This window comes from Bacteroides helcogenes P 36-108 (genome assembly GCF_000186225.1).
Lineage (GTDB): Bacteria > Bacteroidota > Bacteroidia > Bacteroidales > Bacteroidaceae > Bacteroides > Bacteroides helcogenes.
The window spans coordinates 2,695,148-2,710,227 of record NC_014933.1 but is presented as its reverse complement, the minus strand read 5'-3'; the positions used below and the strand labels follow the sequence as shown (position 1 = coordinate 2,710,227).

14 protein-coding genes are annotated in these 15,080 nt (G+C 45.5%); 7 read left to right on the top strand and 7 right to left on the bottom strand.

Features of this window, described 5'->3' with window-relative positions; translation table 11 throughout:
- Positions 1-4: 4 nt before the first annotated feature.
- Positions 5-1,510 (top strand): PepSY-associated TM helix domain-containing protein, encoded by a 1,506-nt coding sequence (locus tag BACHE_RS10995; protein ID WP_013547780.1) that lies wholly within the window; start codon positions 5-7, stop codon positions 1,508-1,510.
- Positions 1,511-2,350: 840 nt separating this feature from the next.
- On the opposite strand, the gene BACHE_RS10990 is transcribed toward BACHE_RS10995, so the two are convergent.
- A complete protein-coding gene (locus BACHE_RS10990) occupies positions 2,351-2,854 on the bottom strand; it encodes an HU family DNA-binding protein (protein WP_013547779.1) in 504 nt (167 codons plus the stop codon).
- Between the two features lie 231 nt (positions 2,855-3,085).
- Between BACHE_RS10990 and BACHE_RS17355 the strand changes: the two genes are divergently transcribed.
- A complete protein-coding gene (locus BACHE_RS17355) occupies positions 3,086-3,295 on the top strand; it encodes a hypothetical protein (RefSeq protein ID WP_148229839.1) in 210 nt (69 codons plus the stop codon).
- Between the two features lie 81 nt (positions 3,296-3,376).
- On the opposite strand, the gene BACHE_RS10985 is transcribed toward BACHE_RS17355, so the two are convergent.
- Both BACHE_RS10985 and BACHE_RS10980 read right to left on the bottom strand, forming a co-directional pair.
- Entirely contained in the window at positions 3,377-3,610 is a 234-nt protein-coding gene (locus tag BACHE_RS10985) for a DUF2442 domain-containing protein (protein WP_013547778.1), read from the bottom strand.
- Positions 3,603-3,854, bottom strand: a complete 252-nt coding sequence (locus tag BACHE_RS10980) for a DUF4160 domain-containing protein (RefSeq protein WP_013547777.1) — start codon at positions 3,852-3,854, stop codon at positions 3,603-3,605. The genes BACHE_RS10985 and BACHE_RS10980 overlap by 8 nt, the downstream gene beginning before the upstream one ends.
- 142 nt (positions 3,855-3,996) lie before the next feature.
- Here BACHE_RS10980 and cobJ point away from each other — a divergent pair, with 142 nt between their 5' ends.
- The 5 genes from cobJ (at position 3,997) to BACHE_RS10955 (ending at position 11,223) form a co-directional block, all read left to right on the top strand.
- Positions 3,997-5,406: a precorrin-3B C(17)-methyltransferase gene (gene cobJ / locus BACHE_RS10975; protein WP_013547776.1), complete on the top strand. Its 1,410-nt coding sequence runs from the start codon at positions 3,997-3,999 to the stop codon at positions 5,404-5,406.
- A gap of 122 nt (positions 5,407-5,528) precedes the next feature.
- Positions 5,529-6,776, top strand: coding sequence for a bifunctional cobalt-precorrin-7 (C(5))-methyltransferase/cobalt-precorrin-6B (C(15))-methyltransferase (locus BACHE_RS10970; protein WP_041579360.1), 1,248 nt, complete (start codon positions 5,529-5,531; stop codon positions 6,774-6,776).
- 12 nt (positions 6,777-6,788) lie between these two features.
- Positions 6,789-8,642, top strand: coding sequence for a precorrin-4 C(11)-methyltransferase (cobM, locus tag BACHE_RS10965; protein WP_013547774.1), 1,854 nt, complete (start codon positions 6,789-6,791; stop codon positions 8,640-8,642).
- An 11-nt stretch (positions 8,643-8,653) separates the two neighbouring features.
- Positions 8,654-10,555 carry a cobalt-precorrin-5B (C(1))-methyltransferase CbiD gene (cbiD, locus tag BACHE_RS10960; protein ID WP_013547773.1) on the top strand — a complete coding sequence of 634 codons (1,902 nt, stop codon included), beginning with the start codon at positions 8,654-8,656 and terminating at the stop codon, positions 10,553-10,555.
- The gene (locus BACHE_RS10955; protein ID WP_013547772.1) at positions 10,552-11,223 is read left to right on the top strand and encodes an outer membrane beta-barrel protein; all 672 of its coding nucleotides are present in this window, start codon (positions 10,552-10,554) and stop codon (positions 11,221-11,223) included. Before cbiD ends, BACHE_RS10955 begins: the two co-directional genes overlap by 4 nt.
- A 273-nt stretch (positions 11,224-11,496) precedes the next feature.
- On the opposite strand, the gene BACHE_RS17350 is transcribed toward BACHE_RS10955, so the two are convergent.
- From BACHE_RS17350 to BACHE_RS10940, 4 genes are all read right to left on the bottom strand, one after another.
- Positions 11,497-11,682, bottom strand: coding sequence for a hypothetical protein (locus BACHE_RS17350; RefSeq protein ID WP_148229838.1), 186 nt, complete (start codon positions 11,680-11,682; stop codon positions 11,497-11,499).
- 137 nt (positions 11,683-11,819) lie between these two features.
- Positions 11,820-12,830, bottom strand: coding sequence for an ABC transporter ATP-binding protein (locus BACHE_RS10950; protein WP_013547770.1), 1,011 nt, complete (start codon positions 12,828-12,830; stop codon positions 11,820-11,822).
- A complete protein-coding gene (locus BACHE_RS10945) occupies positions 12,823-13,887 on the bottom strand; it encodes an iron ABC transporter permease (protein WP_013547769.1) in 1,065 nt (354 codons plus the stop codon). Before BACHE_RS10945 ends, BACHE_RS10950 begins: the two co-directional genes overlap by 8 nt.
- Positions 13,887-15,056, bottom strand: coding sequence for an ABC transporter substrate-binding protein (locus BACHE_RS10940; RefSeq protein ID WP_013547768.1), 1,170 nt, complete (start codon positions 15,054-15,056; stop codon positions 13,887-13,889). Before BACHE_RS10940 ends, BACHE_RS10945 begins: the two co-directional genes overlap by 1 nt.
- Positions 15,057-15,080 lie beyond the last annotated feature (24 nt).

Genomic DNA, 15,080 nt, shown 5'->3' with positions numbered 1-15,080 from the left:
AACAATGAATATCATTACCAAATCCATGTACTCCATCCATAGGATACTGGGCACTTTGCTCTGCATCCTATTTCTCATGTGGTTCCTCTCCGCATTCGTGATGATGTACCACCACTTTCCCCGTGTCAACGCAAATGAAAAGCTACAGAAGCAGGAAACACTCTCCACACCGGATGATTCGCTGCCGGACATTGCTTCCGTCATGGCCCGCCTTCCCCACAAGGAAAAAGTCAGGAATCTGACCCTCGGCCGCAACTTAGGACAAACGGTTTTCCATATCCGTACAAACAAAGGGGAATACGATCTTCCTCTGAATCCATCCGACTCAATGCCACAGGTGGACAATGAACGTATCCGCCGGACAGCCGCCCTGTGGTGTTCCGCCCCCATAGCCCGCATAGATACGATACACTCCTTAGACCAATGGATTCCATTCGGCAAGTTGAAAAAAGAAATGCCCATCTACAAGATACATTTCGCCGATGATGCCCAAACCCAACTCTACCTAAGCTCGCAAAAGGGCGAAGCCATACAATTCTCCAACCGGAACGAACGTTTTTGGGCATGGATGGGCGCCATTCCCCACTGGGTATATTTCACCCGGCTGAGACAAGACGCTGCACTATGGAACAAAACAGTCATCTGGCTGTCCGGCCTGGGATGTATCATGGTCATTGCAGGCATCTGGATAACCATAGATATATGGTGCAAGACACGCCGCAGCCGTCACCACCGCTTTTCGCCCTATCGCAAGAAATGGTATCACTGGCACTACATGACCGGAATAATCTTCGGGATCTTTGTACTGACCTTTACCTTCAGCGGCATGATGTCCTTGGCAGATATTCCCGAATGGATTCATAAGCCGGCCTTGAAGAACAACCCCGTACGCACACTACACGCCCATGCCCCCCAACCGGACCAATACACACTGGACTATCGCAGCGTCATAGCAGCCCATCCCCAAGCCCTACAGATAGAATGGAGCAACTTCCGTGAACATCCCTACTATACCGTAAAAGACGGGAAGACAGAATTCTACATAGACGCGGCCGACAGCCTGCCCCGCCCTTTACAGCTCTCCGAAGACGAAATCCGCAGAGGCATCGAAAGCATATACGCCTCCGACAGTGCGACAGCCCATCACCCCGTGCCGATTCGGATGTCACTGCTCAGCCACTTTGAAACATACTATCGTGACATGAGCAGCATGTATCGCGGGCGTCCCCAACTCCCCGTCTGGAAAGTAACGGTAGAAGATGCTGACCGGAGCGTCTATTACATCCATCCGGAAACGGGCAATATCCGCCATGTCGATACCTCCTCCCGATGGAAGTACTGGTCATACACCGCCTTGCACCGTATGCGCCTGCCCGGACTGAACTCCAACACCACCCTGCGCAAAACCGTCCTTTGGGCATTGCTGCTCGGCGGAACCGTTGTTTCCGTCACCGGCCTTGCGTTGAGCATCAGTTATCTGCGGAGGATATGCCGCAGGAAACGAAGATAAGAAACGCATAGCAGAAGATGAATGATTGCTGCTTGGCGGAACCGTTGTATCTGTCAGTAAACTTACGTTAAATCTGTCAGTAACCTTGCGTTAAGCATCAATTATCTGCGGAGGATATGCCGCAGGAAACGAAGATAAGAAACGTATAGCAGAAGATGAATGATTGCTGCTTGGCGGAACCGTTGTTTCTGTCAGTAAACTTGCGTTGTTTCCGTCACAGGCCTTGCGTTAAGCATCAGTTATCTGCGGAGGATATGCCGCAGGAAACGAAGATAAGAAAGGTATAGCAGAAGATGAATGATTGCTGCTTGGCGGAACCGTTGTTTCTGTCACAGGCCTTGCGTTAAGCATCAATTATCTGCGGAGGATATGCCGCAGGAAATGAAGATAAGAAAGGTATAGCAGAAGATGAATGATTGCTGCTTGGCGGAACCGTTGTTTCTGTCAGTAAACTTACGTTAAATCTGTTAGCAATTTTACGTTGTTTCCGTCACCTACCTTACGTTAAACCCGTCACAGGCCTTACGTTAAGCATCAATTATATGCGGAGGATATGCCGCAGGAAACGAAGATAAGAAAGGCATAGCAGAAGATGAATGATTGCTGCTCGGCGGAACCGTTGTTTCTGTCAGTAAACTTACGTTAAATCTGTCAGTAACCTTACGTTAAGCATCAATTATCTGCGGAGGATATGCCGCAGGAAACGAAGATAAGAAAGGTATAGCAGAAGATGAAAGTCCACCGCTTGCTCCGCCCCACCTGCGGAGCTTGCGATGGACTTTCTCGTTGATCATTCCCCTACGTAAGCGCTGTGGCACGAAGGGGAGATTTCCGAAAGGATTATCCCAAGGGATTGTCGTTCTCGTTGCCGGAACCACCGGTGGAGCCTCCGCCGGAAGTGATGCCCTTGGCCAACTTGTAGTCGGCAAGGGAAGCATAGCTGACGCCTGCTTCGAGCACACCGCCGTTCTGGAACTGGAGCTTCTTGACAACACCCTCGCGAAGCGTCTTCGAGGGGGTGAAGAGGATGCGTGGCTCTTTAATCATCTGCCCCGCATTGAAGGTGGTGATGTCCTCCACGCCTTCGCTTTTGAAGGTGATGCGCAGAGTGCCCAGGTCGCCCACTTTTACGATGTGTCCTTGCAGGAGCTGCTGCATGGCGTAGTTACCCAAGAGTTCCAGCGAGGCCTCCATTTCGATGGGGGCCGTAGTGGTGTTCTCGGTGGCGGCACGGGTCATGGCCTTGACGTCCTGCGCATCGTTGCCGATAGCGGTGGCGTACCATTTCTTCTTGGCCGTCTTGTCTTGGGGATTGATTTTCTGAACTAACTTATACTTGTACATAGCATTTTAAGTTTTAGTAGATTTGTTCAATGATATTACTTCATAATTCTGTCAAGTGTCGGTGTCTTTCGGCAACCGGCAGGAGGCATTCGTCAGAGTCCGCATAAGGCGGAAAAGGGCATCGGCAAGTCGGCGGTTTTGAGACACGTATATCATCGGTGGTGAGATACGTATCTCATGGGGTATGACATACGGTATGTCATGGGTGGAGAGATACGTATCTCATGAGTGGTGACATACGTATCTCATTACCGCCTCCCCGCCTACCCCCTCCACAGATACTTCTGGGCAAGGATGGCAGGCGGTTCTTGCACGCAAAAGGCTCCGGTGCAGACAGATGGGTTCTGCCTTGTACCGGAGCCTTTCATCTACTGTCCGTTGCGGTTTCGTCCATCCTACGGGTGGGTAGCGGACGGCTTTGCAACGTCAGGACAAATGTAATACTTTATTTCCGTCCGACAAAGGATATAGGGATGTTTCTGCAGGGAAAAGACGGAGATTATGAGTTGTTGAGTTCTCCACTCAGATACAATCCAAAGGATTACGTTTCATAATCAGCGGATAGCGTTCGGGGTGCTTGAGGCTCTCTATCTCCAAATCAACGCCCAAAGTTTCCCATTCAATAGCCGAACGTCCCGACATGCGCACATTCAGCACGTCGGAGATGCGAGCGTCTCTGAGCCAAGGCATACGATTGTACGAAATGAAAAAGTCATTTCCCTGCACCGAAAGCATGATGCCTTGGGCGTTAATCATCAATACGCTTACCGATGTGTTCTGTAAACCGGCGTTTAAATTCGTCTCCATATCGCTCTAAGATTTGAGTTATTTTCTTTAAGTCCTTATTAGTAAAGCCGTAATTCTCGGCAAGTTCCACGGACGGTTCCAACCAGAACTTCGCTTCACAGTCCGCTTTCACCACATGAATATGCCGCCGTTCTTCCTCATTTGAGAAGATTTTGAAGCAATAACCGTCTTTACGTCTAAATATCAGATTCATATTACTTTATATCGAGCCAAAGATATTTATTTTATACTGAATAACAATGTCCGGCAAGAGATTTTGTTCAGCATACGGAAGAGATTTCTTCGCTTACATCAAATTATGTCTTATCTTTGCATCTCTAATAGAAAATACGGATATGAAACAACCCCGAATAATTGTTGCCGGTATCGGACCGGGCAACGAACTAGACATTACTCCCGCCGTTATTTCCGCTTTACAAGAATCTGATGTAGTGGTGGGATATAAATATTACTTCCAGTTTGTCACTCCCCATCTTCGTCCCGAAACAGAATGCATAGACACCGGCATGAAGCGTGAACGCACTCGTGCCGAACAAGCTTTCGAACTGGCCGAACAAGGAAAAACAGTTTGCGTCATCAGCTCCGGAGATGCCGGTATTTACGGCATGACACCGCTTATTTATGAAATGAAGCGCGAACGGAACAGTTCTGTAGAGATCATCTCATTGCCCGGTATCAGCGCTTTCCAAAAAGCAGCTTCCCTGCTTGGTGCTCCTGTAGGACATGACTTCTGTGTGATTTCCCTTTCAGACTTGATGACTCCCTGGGAACGCATTGAGAAAAGAATCATTGCCGCCGCTTCCGCCGATTTTGTGACCGCTGTCTATAATCCCAAAAGCGAAGGCCGTTACTGGCAACTCCATCGCCTGAAGGAACTCTTTCTACAAGAAGGACGTTCACCGGAGACTCCCGTAGGTTATGTACGCCAGGCAGGGCGACCGGAACAAGAAGTACACATCACCACACTAGGCGATTTTAATCCCGAAGAGGTGGACATGTTCACCGTTGTCCTGATAGGCAATTCGCAATCTTACGAATGGAATGGCGCCTTTATAACACCCCGTGGTTATTATCGTGAAACGGATACTCAAGCGAAAAGCATCGGTCAAGACATCATGATCCGCAGTTTCCGTACCATCGAGAAGGAATTGAAGAACAGAGACATTCCCCTCGACCATAAATGGGCCCTGCTACACGCCATACATACCACAGCCGATTTCGAGATGGAAAACCTCTTGCTTACCGATGAAGGAGCAGTAGCATCACTCTATCAGAACATCGAAAATGGAAAGATCAAAACGATCATTACCGACGTGACCATGGCAGCCAGTGGCATCCGCAAAGGCGCCCTACAACGCCTCGGCGTAGAAGTGAAATGTTACCTCGGAGATGCCCGCACCGCAACAATGGCTACCGAAAAAGGAATCACCCGCACACAAGCCGGTATCCGTCTGGCAGTAGAAGAACATCCCGATGCCCTTTTTGTATTCGGCAATGCCCCTACCGCACTCATGGAACTTTGCGACCTGATACGTAAAGATAAAGCCAACCCCGCAGGCATCATTGCAGCCCCCGTAGGCTTTGTACATGTGCAAGAATCCAAGCACATGGTCAAACCTTTTACCCGCATCCCCAAGATCATAGTAGAAGGACGCAAAGGCGGTAGCAATCTGGCAGCAACATTGATGAATGCAGTATTATGCTTTAATGATGCTGAGCAACTGAGACCGGGAAGAGACGTGTAATAATGTGAGTTCGATGAATATGAAGAGTAACTTAATTCCCCTCCTCCCGGGAGGAGGGGAATTGAGTTACTCTATGAATTCGTCTAACTCACGTGTAAATAATAATTAGTGATTTGTTTGTAATGGAACGGAAGTTTATAATCATAGGAATGAATGATAACCGGGAACCTTTCTTCCCGCCGGAAGTGTTATCACATATACGGCAAGGGAAAGTATTCTCAGGTGGCATACGGCATAAGGATATAGTAAAAGACTTATTGCCTGAACAGGCGGAATGGATATCCATTACCGTACCATTAGATAACGTATTTGCCTGTTATGAGAAGGTCTTTACAGAAAAAGAAGAGACAATCATTGTTTTTGCTTCCGGTGACCCGCTGTTTTTCGGCTTTGCCAATACAGTAAAGCGGAAACTGCCTGATGCGAAAATTCGTCTTTATCCCACTTTCAATTCCTTGCAGACATTGGCACACCGACTCATGATGCCCTATGACGATATGCGCACCGTTTCACTGACCGGTCGCCCATGGCAGGAATTCGACCGTGCCCTCATAGAACGAGTACCCAAAATCGGCATTCTTACCGACCGCGAACATACTCCTGCCGCCATTGCCGAACGTATGCTGCAATACGGTTATACCTATTATGTAATGTATATAGGCGAACATCTCGGCAATCCCGAAAAAGAACGCATACGCCGCATGACTCCCGAAGAAGCGACACAAAGCACCTTCGAGCACCCCAATAACCTGATACTCCATACGGAATCGTTCTTCCACTTTACCGAAACGGATACAACAAGCGAGCGCCCCCGCCTCTCCCGTCCCTTCGGCATTCCCGACGAGCAATTTGCCCATCTGGACGGACGTGCCCGTATGATAACGAAATCCCCCATCCGTCTGCTTACCTTGCAGACCTTGGAACTGAACCGCCACCGAGTTTTTTGGGACATCGGTTTCTGTACCGGTTCAGTCTCCATCGAAGCGCGACTGCAATTTCCACATCTTACTATCGTTGCCTTTGAAATACGTCCCGAAGGCAAGGAACTGATGGATATAAACACCCGTCGTTTCGGAGCTCCGGGCATCACAGCAGTTATAGGCGATTTCCAGCAAACGGAAATCAGCTCCTATCCCCGCCCCGATGCCATCTTTATAGGCGGACATGGCGGACATCTGAAAGAGATATTGGCAAAAGCGAAAGAAGTACTGCAACCCGGTGGCTGTATTGTCTTCAACTCCGTTTCAGAAGAGAGCAAAGCCGCATTCAGCGAAGGCGTCGAAGATCTTGAAATGATGCTGCATCCTTCTCTCTGCATAGCCCTGAATGATTATAACCCAATTGAAATTATGAAAGCAACGCTTTCTTAAATATATATCTAAATGAAAACAGCTATTATCCTTATTTCCGAAGCCGGACTGGACGCCGCGAAACTACTACGTGGCGAACTCTCCGAATCAGAGATATTTACGACACTACAAGAGGAAGGATGCACCCATATAGAGTCAGCCGGCAGTTTTGTGGCAGAAAACTTCAACCGATACGATGCATTAATCTTTATCAGTGCTATGGGAATCTGCGTACGTGCCATTGCCCCTTGCATAAAAAATAAGTATACTGATCCTGCGGTGATTTGTGTGGATAGCACAGGCAAATATGCCGTTTCCGTACTTTCCGGACACATTGGCGGCGCCAATGAACTGACCAATCGGATAGCGAGTATTCTTGGAGCCGAACCGGTAGTCACTACCCAAAGCGATCGTACCGGTTTGTGGGCACTCGATACTTTCCCGAAACGGTTTGACTGGTTCCCAGTTATCAATGCCGATGCATCTGCTCTCCTGATGACCGTACTTGCTAAAACCCAGGAAGAGAAAATGAAAGCATGCATGAACGAACCTATCAGCATCTTTGTAGCCCGGAAACCTACCGCCTTGTTGATTACCGTACGCGATAAAGGTACTGAGTGGTTAGAAAGCAATCTTCCCTCTCACGTTGAAGTCTTTTATCGATTGCAAGACATCAAAGTGTCCCGCTTCAAGTTAATACTGTGTGTATCTCCACAAGTTCCTGATTCTCCGGAAATACCCATGATATGCTATATACCGCGCACCATACACATCGGCATAGGTCTTGCCCGTCAGGCAGGTCCCACCCGGAAGGTGCAAGAAGCCATTTGGAATACTTTAAAAGAACATGGCATCTTTCCTGCCGCTATTGCTTCCATCTCCACTATTGATGCCAAGAAGGGTGAACCGGTAGTAAAGGCACTTAAGAAGAAGTTTCCCATCCACTTCTATACAGTTGATGATTTAGGGAAAATAGAAGTTCCCCACCCCAGCAAAACGGTTATGAAACACATGGGCACTCCCAGTGTCAGTGAAGCAGCAGCATTGCTTTCTTCCGGAAATAACAAGTTGTTAGTAAGCAAAAAGAAAGGTGAAAACTATACCGTAGCCGCTGCGCTTGAAATCAATGCAGAACGCCGCGGACATATCGAAATAGTAGGCGCCGGTCCGGGCGACCCGGATTTGATTTCCGTACGTGGACGCCAAATGCTCGAAAAAGCGGATCTTATACTTTATGCCGGCAGCCTTGTTCCTAAAGAGTTAACCCTCTGTGCCAAGCCGGGAGCTACTGTACGCAGTTCTGCATCTATGGACCTGGAAGAACAGTTCACCTTAATGAAGGAATTCTATGATAGAGGCAAATTCGTTGTACGCCTCCATACCGGAGACCCTTGCATCTATGGAGCCATTCAGGAACAAATGAACTACTTCGACCAATATAATATGAGCTACCATATCACCCCCGGCATCTCCTCATTCCAAGCCGCTGCCGCCGCCCTGAAGTCGCAATTCACCATCCCTGAGAAAGTACAAAGCATCATCCTCACCCGAGGTGAAGGACGTACCCCGATGCCCGAACGTGAGCAACTGCACCTTATGGCACGCTCGCAAAGCACCATGTGCATCTTCCTCAGCGCAGGCATTGCCCAGCAAGTGCAAGAGGAGCTTTTACAGGAATATCCCGAGAACACCCCTGTTGCCGTATGCTACCACCTGACCTGGAAAGATGAACGTATCTTCCGTGGCGAATTGAAAGATCTCGCCAAAATCATCAAAGAGAACAAACTCACCTTAACCACCATGATTGTTGTAGGCGAAGCCATCGGCAACCGTGAAGGATTATCACGTCTCTATGCTCATGAATTTAAACATTTATTCAGAAAATAAATTATCTAATTATGATCCTGATATTAGGTGGAACTACCGAAGGACGCATAGCCGTCAAAACCCTTGAAGAAGCTGGAAAACCTTTCTACTACTCTACCAAAGGAGATGAGCAGGAAGTGCTTCTGCACAACGGTATCCGTCTGAATGGAACAATGGGAACAGAAAAGATAAAAGAATTCTGCGTCCGGCATAATATCAAACTCTTGATAGATGCTGCGCATCCATTTGCCGAACAACTCCATAAAACACTGGAACAGGTATCCCGTGAATCGGATATTCCCGTCATACGTTTCGAGCGCATTTTCCCCGAACGCGATGAAAAACATATCAATTGGTGTAAAGACTACGACGATGCCATCAGCCAAATAAAAACAAATAGAATCTCCACCCTCTTAGCACTTACTGGTGTGCAAAGTATCAGCAAACTAACATTACTTTGGAAGGGAAACACTCGCTGTTATTTCCGTATACTTGATCGTGATAGTTCGCGTGAATTGGCAAACAAACAGGGGTATCCCGAAGAGTATCTTCATTATTACCACTATGGAGAAGACGAACGCAAACTAATGCAACAGATTCATCCCGAAGCCATTCTCATCAAAGAAAGTGGAATATCCGGAGGATTCTGCGAAAAAGTGAAAGCTGCGCAAGAATTAGGCATACGTATTTTTGCGATTTGTCGCCCCAAAACATCTGACAACTTTCATTACGTCAATGGCGAACATGGACTGCGCCGCATGGTTGAGAAATCTTTACCTGATTTTTTCACACTTCACAGCGGTCTGACTACCGGTACTTGTGCAGCAGCTGCCGCCGTAGCTGCTACTTGGGATATTTTCAATACAGCACTCAAAAAAAGACCATCGGAATTTTCGATTGTTTTACCTAACGGTGAAACAATTCCCGTACCCGTTGAGCCGCAAAGAAATACTCTCCATTCCAACATATCTAAAAATGGTGACAGTATATTTGAAATAAGTGCCACTGTTATTAAAGATGCCGGTGATGATCCCGATATCACCAATGGCATGAAAGTGGTGGCCAATGTGGCTATCCCTTTCCACCCAAATGCTCCTCTTCCACCAAAACTACCTTCACAACAGCGATATGACATCACGGTTTGTGGCGGTGAAGGCATAGGTATCATTACCATGCCCGGCTTGGGACTCGACCTTGGAGCACCTGCCATCAATGCCACTCCTCGCAAAATGATTGAGGACAATGTAAAACGGTATCTGAAACAGATGGGCATCCCCCAACATCCCAATCCAATAGTTATAACCATATCCGTTCCTGGTGGGGAAGAAATCGCCAAACGCACCTTCAATCCACGCCTGGGAATAATAGGTGGAATTTCCATTATTGGTACATCAGGTATTGTAAAGCCTTTCTCTTCCGAAGCATTCGTCAGCTCTATACACAAATCCATGGAAGTGGCATGTGCCGCGAACAGTCCACATATAGTCATCAGTTCCGGTGCTAAGAGTGAAAAATATATCAAAGCATATTATCCCGATTTACCGGCACAAGCATTTGTACATTATGGTAACTTTATCGGTGAAACCCTAAATATTGCCAATGAATTAAAATTACCCCAGCTCACTCTCGGGTTGATGATAGGTAAAGCTGTAAAACTGGCAGAAGGAAGTCTGGATACCCACAGCAAAAAAGTGGTGATGAACAAGGATTTTATACAGGATATAGCCCGCCAAGCAGGATGTAATGAAATAACACTCACCCTCATCAGACAAATGAATATGGCTCGAGAACTTTGGGACATTATTCCACCCGATAAACTGAGCGCTTTCTCTAATTTACTGATAGAGCACTGTCAACGACATTGCACTCCGTTGCTACCTAAAGGCAAACTGACTATATTATTAATAACTGAAAACGGGAATATTTACACATGAAAATAATAATAATTTCTATATGTTTTGCAATGGGTGTATTGACAAGTGTAGCACAATGTCCCGTTTCTTTCCATGCAGAAGGAGGAATAGGCACTTCATATTTCTGGGGAAAGAATTCGAGTAGCGAAACCAAGATTGCATATAAAGCAGGTATCAGTGCAGGATTTGCACTCAGCAAGACTTGGGAAATGCAATCTGCTTTAGAGTTTGTGTCCATAGGTGGCAAAGACGAAATAGAATATGTAGGAAAAGCCAATATGAATGAACTATATTTACAGATACCTGTCATGATAGCCGCCCACCTCAAATTGAGCAAAAACTATCACATTTCATTAAGTGCAGGCCCCTATATCGCAATTGGCATCGGTGGAAAAACATCTGGTGAAAAATATGATTATACCAGCAGTAGTCTTTCTGGAAATTACCGTTTCAGACTGAATACCTTTGGAAAGATGCAAGAAAACAACATAGGAAACAACCGTTTTGATACAGGCATCACTATGAAACTTATATTTGAATATCACCGATTCATTATCGGAGCAGAAACACAAGTGGGATTGATAACCGTAAACAAACAATTAAACCAAATTATAAATTCTAACGAAAACAGTAGATATTTACCCAAAAACTTTGCTTCGTTTTTCACATTCGGTTATCGGTTTCGATAAAAGAGCTCCCCAAAAGGGGATGTGCCAAGAACTAAATAAGCCGGGATGAAACTTGTTGCACTTTCAACACATATTTCATAGAGCGTGTAGCCTACAAACGATTTTTCTCGCTCATGGAAGCAAGTTCCTCCACCTTAGTCAATTCTATATGAAGCCTCACCGATATGCGTGTTACGTAATCTTTGTCCGCCAAATAACAATGTATCGCATGACGATATCTCACACTTTATCTGTCACCGACATGATATCTGCTACCGTATTGCTGATGAGAAGCTATTGCTTGTCTTCTGTCATTAAACGGTAGAAGTTTCCCGACTGATAAAAATAATCATCCGTTTTATCTTCATAAGGACTGTAATGGTTCATCAACAGGAAGTGCCAGATCACGATATTCGGGCTGTTGCTCCCATTCACCAAAGCCATTGGGAGCGTAGCCTTAAGTAGCATCGTAATTGCCATCCACCCTCATAAATCCCTCACAATGATAACTGTATACCGGACATTGTGCCCGATTGACAAGATATGATCATAATTCACTCTCAAACGGTAATGTTGTGCGTCTCCATAAGTAAATGAATAAACAATGAAATAGGAGTTTAAAGATATTTAACCTGCTCCAGAAGCTCCTCAATAGTATTCACTTTTATATTTTGACCATCAGATAAATGCAGCAAGAAAGTACCGTCACCTTTCAGATCACCGGTTTCTATGTAAATATCCGATCTCACATTCCGGTTCGCCAAAATACTATTTCTTTGCAAAGCTTTACGGACCATTGCATATTTCTGCCCATGTCCCACTAAACGTATCTGAGAAGTGTATTCATTGTCAACGCGAAATAAGCCTGTTTCAAGATCGAATACAATACCTTTGCGAGCAAAGAAATTACTCAAATTACCATTTAAGGAGAGATCTTCAGGAGTACCAATGGTCACACCATTTGCTTTATCCATCAACCAGATTTTATCGGCTATCTGCAAAGCAAGTTCCAAATCGTGGGTGGAAAGGAAAATTGTTTTATCTGTCTGGCGACTCAGTTGATGTAAAAGCTGCATCGTTTCTACCTTACTGGGAAAATCAAGAAAAGCTGTAGGCTCATCCAGATAAATAACAGGGGTTTCTTGTGCAAGCGCCTTGGCAATCATCACTTTCTGACGCTCACCATCGCTCAAGGTATGTACCATGCGGTATGTCAGATGCGAGATACCAACCAAAGCGATGGAATTTTCTATCACTTTTTTGTCTTCTTTGGACAAAGTTCCCCAAAAACCTGTATAAGGGCTACGTCCAAGACCTATCAGTTCTGTTACGGTCATATTGCGGATATCACATCGCTCTGTCAATACCACACTGATGACACGTGAAAGTTGCTTATCCGTGTACTCCCCAATTTCTTTACCCAGAATACGTATCTCCCCTCCCAATTTGGGTTGAAAAGCAGATAATGTACGAAGTAAGGTTGATTTCCCTACTCCGTTGGCCCCCAACAAACAAGTTAGTTCACCACCATTGATATCAGCACAAATACCACTTACCACCACTTTCACTGTTTCCTTACTGGGATAGCCGATGGAAAGGTTGTCTATATGTATGGTTCCTTTATTCATTCAATTCTCCTTTTCTTTTTCTAAAAAGTACGGAAGCTACCACCGGTGCACCTACCAGTGCAGTCACTGAATTAACGGGCAAAGCTCCCTCGAAACCCGGCATACGGGCTATCAAATTACAAACTAATGCTAAAGCAGCACCTACCAGTAAAGTGGCGGGCATTAAAATGCGGTGATCGGAAGTCTGGAAAATAGCACGGCATAAATGAGGAACAGCTAAACCGATAAACATAATCGGACCGCAATACGCTGTTACAATGGCTACCAGCACACCGGAACAGGAAATAACAAGTAAGCGCGCCCGTTTGATATTCAACCCTAAATTGCGCGCATAACTATCTCCCAACAGCAATAGGTTCATTGTCTTTATCAATAGAAAAGAAAGAGGCAGCAACACTGCCATGATGCACACAAACAGTATCATCTGATCTCCGGAAACACGGGCAAAACTACCTAATCCCCAAATGACATACGCACGTATATCCTCTTCTACGCTGAAATATTTCAATACACCGATAATAGCACTTGCCACATAGCCTATCATTACCCCGATAATGAGCAAAGTCACGTTTCCTTTCACTTTCTGAGAAACATACACGATAAGTGCCATGACTGCCAATGCTCCGATAATAGCAGCGATGGATAAAGCGACTTCTCCCATATATCCCAAACGGCTTAACACTATCCCTCCCATTGCTCCAGACAATAACACCACACAAGCTACTCCCAAACTGGCCCCCGAACTGATACCAAGCACAGAAGGACCTGCCAAGGGATTACGAAAAACCGTCTGCATCTGTAACCCGCTTACCGAAAGTCCAGCTCCTGCCACCAAAGCTGTCAGAGCTTGTGGCACACGGGATTTCCAGATAATATTGCTCCAAATAACCTCCTGATTACTCATCATGTCAGGCTTGGTTATCGCACCTGTTCCCCATAAAAAATTCCACACTTTACTCAAAGGTATATGGACGGATCCCAACAACAAATTCAGCAGGAAGAACAGGGCAATAGACACCAACAATAAAAGCATCAACGGTAGCACAGGTCTTTTCATTATTTCAAACGCTCGTAATAAGTCGGTTTATAATCAGGTAACAAATCAGGATGAAAAGCGTGAATCAAATCTTCCAGAACAATTTCAGGTTCCATAGGCATGCTCTCATAAAAAGGTTTCTCACACATATTACAATAAACAACCCCTTTCTCACGAAATGCTCGAAAATCAGCATAACGGGGATCAAGCGATTTCAATGCATCGTATGAGAAAGATCCGTCATAGCTGTTTACAATACGCCAGAAATCCGCATTTTCCGCCTGGCTATATACTGTTTCAAAATCCAGTGTAACACCACCCGAACGAGGGTCATCTTTCAAAAAATAATCTGCACCGGCATCACGGAACAATTGAGCAAGGAAACTCTTGCCACCTACTGCATACCAATTGCCACCGCGTATCTCACCACTGAAAACCACCGGACGCTTCTTCACATTTGCAGCCAATTCCTTTAATTCATTATATCTCTTTTCAATAGTGGCAAACTTAGCATTTGCTTCTGCTTCTTTTCCTATAAACATGCCGATAAATTTAATCCATTCTGCTTGTCCCAAAGGCGTCATCTCTTTATATCCCAAATGAGGAACTAAAGGGATGCCTATTTCACGCATGGCATCATAACCTCCACGTTTGAAAGGAGAGATAAAGATAACATCCGGATTCATGCTCATTATCACTTCGTTATCAAAGTTACCTTCAATACCTATCTTCGCAGTCTCACCTGACTTCAAGCGTTCGTTCATTTCCCTGTTAAAGAGATGACGGATACTGGTAATACCCACTACATAATCACAAGCATTCAAACAGATAAAATTGGAAAGTTGCAGAGAAGTCATACACATGACCCGCCTTACCGGAGTTTCAACTACCGTATAATTATCGGGAATACCGAAGGGATTTGCTCCTTTCGACACCAAAGCATAATGAAATATATTACTACTCTCCTTTTGAGGATCACATATATCCACCAGACGTACATTTCCGGAAAAATATCTCACCGAATATCCTTTTGCATATACGGGTTTAAGAGTGATAGCCGTATCAACAACTAAAACTGTGTCAGAAGCTACAGAAGAAAATTCTACTGATGTCTGTTTTGACTTTGATCCACAAGCCGTTATGCATAAAGTACAAAAAAAGATCGTGGCAATAAACGGAGTTCGAGTCATGATTATCTGAGTTATATAAAATTA

Bases quoted from the DNA above. Each gene is read 5' to 3' on its own strand.
- BACHE_RS10995 (WP_013547780.1), top strand. From the start codon at position 5: ATGAATATCATTACCAAATCCATGTACTCCATCCATAGGATACTGGGC.
- BACHE_RS10990 (WP_013547779.1), bottom strand. From the start codon at position 2,854: ATGTACAAGTATAAGTTAGTTCAGAAAATCAATCCCCAAGACAAGACG.
- BACHE_RS10985 (WP_013547778.1), bottom strand. From the start codon at position 3,610: ATGATTAACGCCCAAGGCATCATGCTTTCGGTGCAGGGAAATGACTTT.
- BACHE_RS10980 (WP_013547777.1), bottom strand. From the start codon at position 3,854: ATGAATCTGATATTTAGACGTAAAGACGGTTATTGCTTCAAAATCTTC.
- cobJ (WP_013547776.1), top strand. From the start codon at position 3,997: ATGAAACAACCCCGAATAATTGTTGCCGGTATCGGACCGGGCAACGAA.
- BACHE_RS10970 (WP_041579360.1), top strand. From the start codon at position 5,529: ATGGAACGGAAGTTTATAATCATAGGAATGAATGATAACCGGGAACCT.
- cobM (WP_013547774.1), top strand. From the start codon at position 6,789: ATGAAAACAGCTATTATCCTTATTTCCGAAGCCGGACTGGACGCCGCG.
- cbiD (WP_013547773.1), top strand. From the start codon at position 8,654: ATGATCCTGATATTAGGTGGAACTACCGAAGGACGCATAGCCGTCAAA.
- BACHE_RS10955 (WP_013547772.1), top strand. From the start codon at position 10,552: ATGAAAATAATAATAATTTCTATATGTTTTGCAATGGGTGTATTGACA.
- BACHE_RS17350 (WP_148229838.1), bottom strand. From the start codon at position 11,682: ATGGCAATTACGATGCTACTTAAGGCTACGCTCCCAATGGCTTTGGTG.
- BACHE_RS10950 (WP_013547770.1), bottom strand. From the start codon at position 12,830: ATGAATAAAGGAACCATACATATAGACAACCTTTCCATCGGCTATCCC.
- BACHE_RS10945 (WP_013547769.1), bottom strand. From the start codon at position 13,887: ATGAAAAGACCTGTGCTACCGTTGATGCTTTTATTGTTGGTGTCTATT.
- BACHE_RS10940 (WP_013547768.1), bottom strand. From the start codon at position 15,056: ATGACTCGAACTCCGTTTATTGCCACGATCTTTTTTTGTACTTTATGC.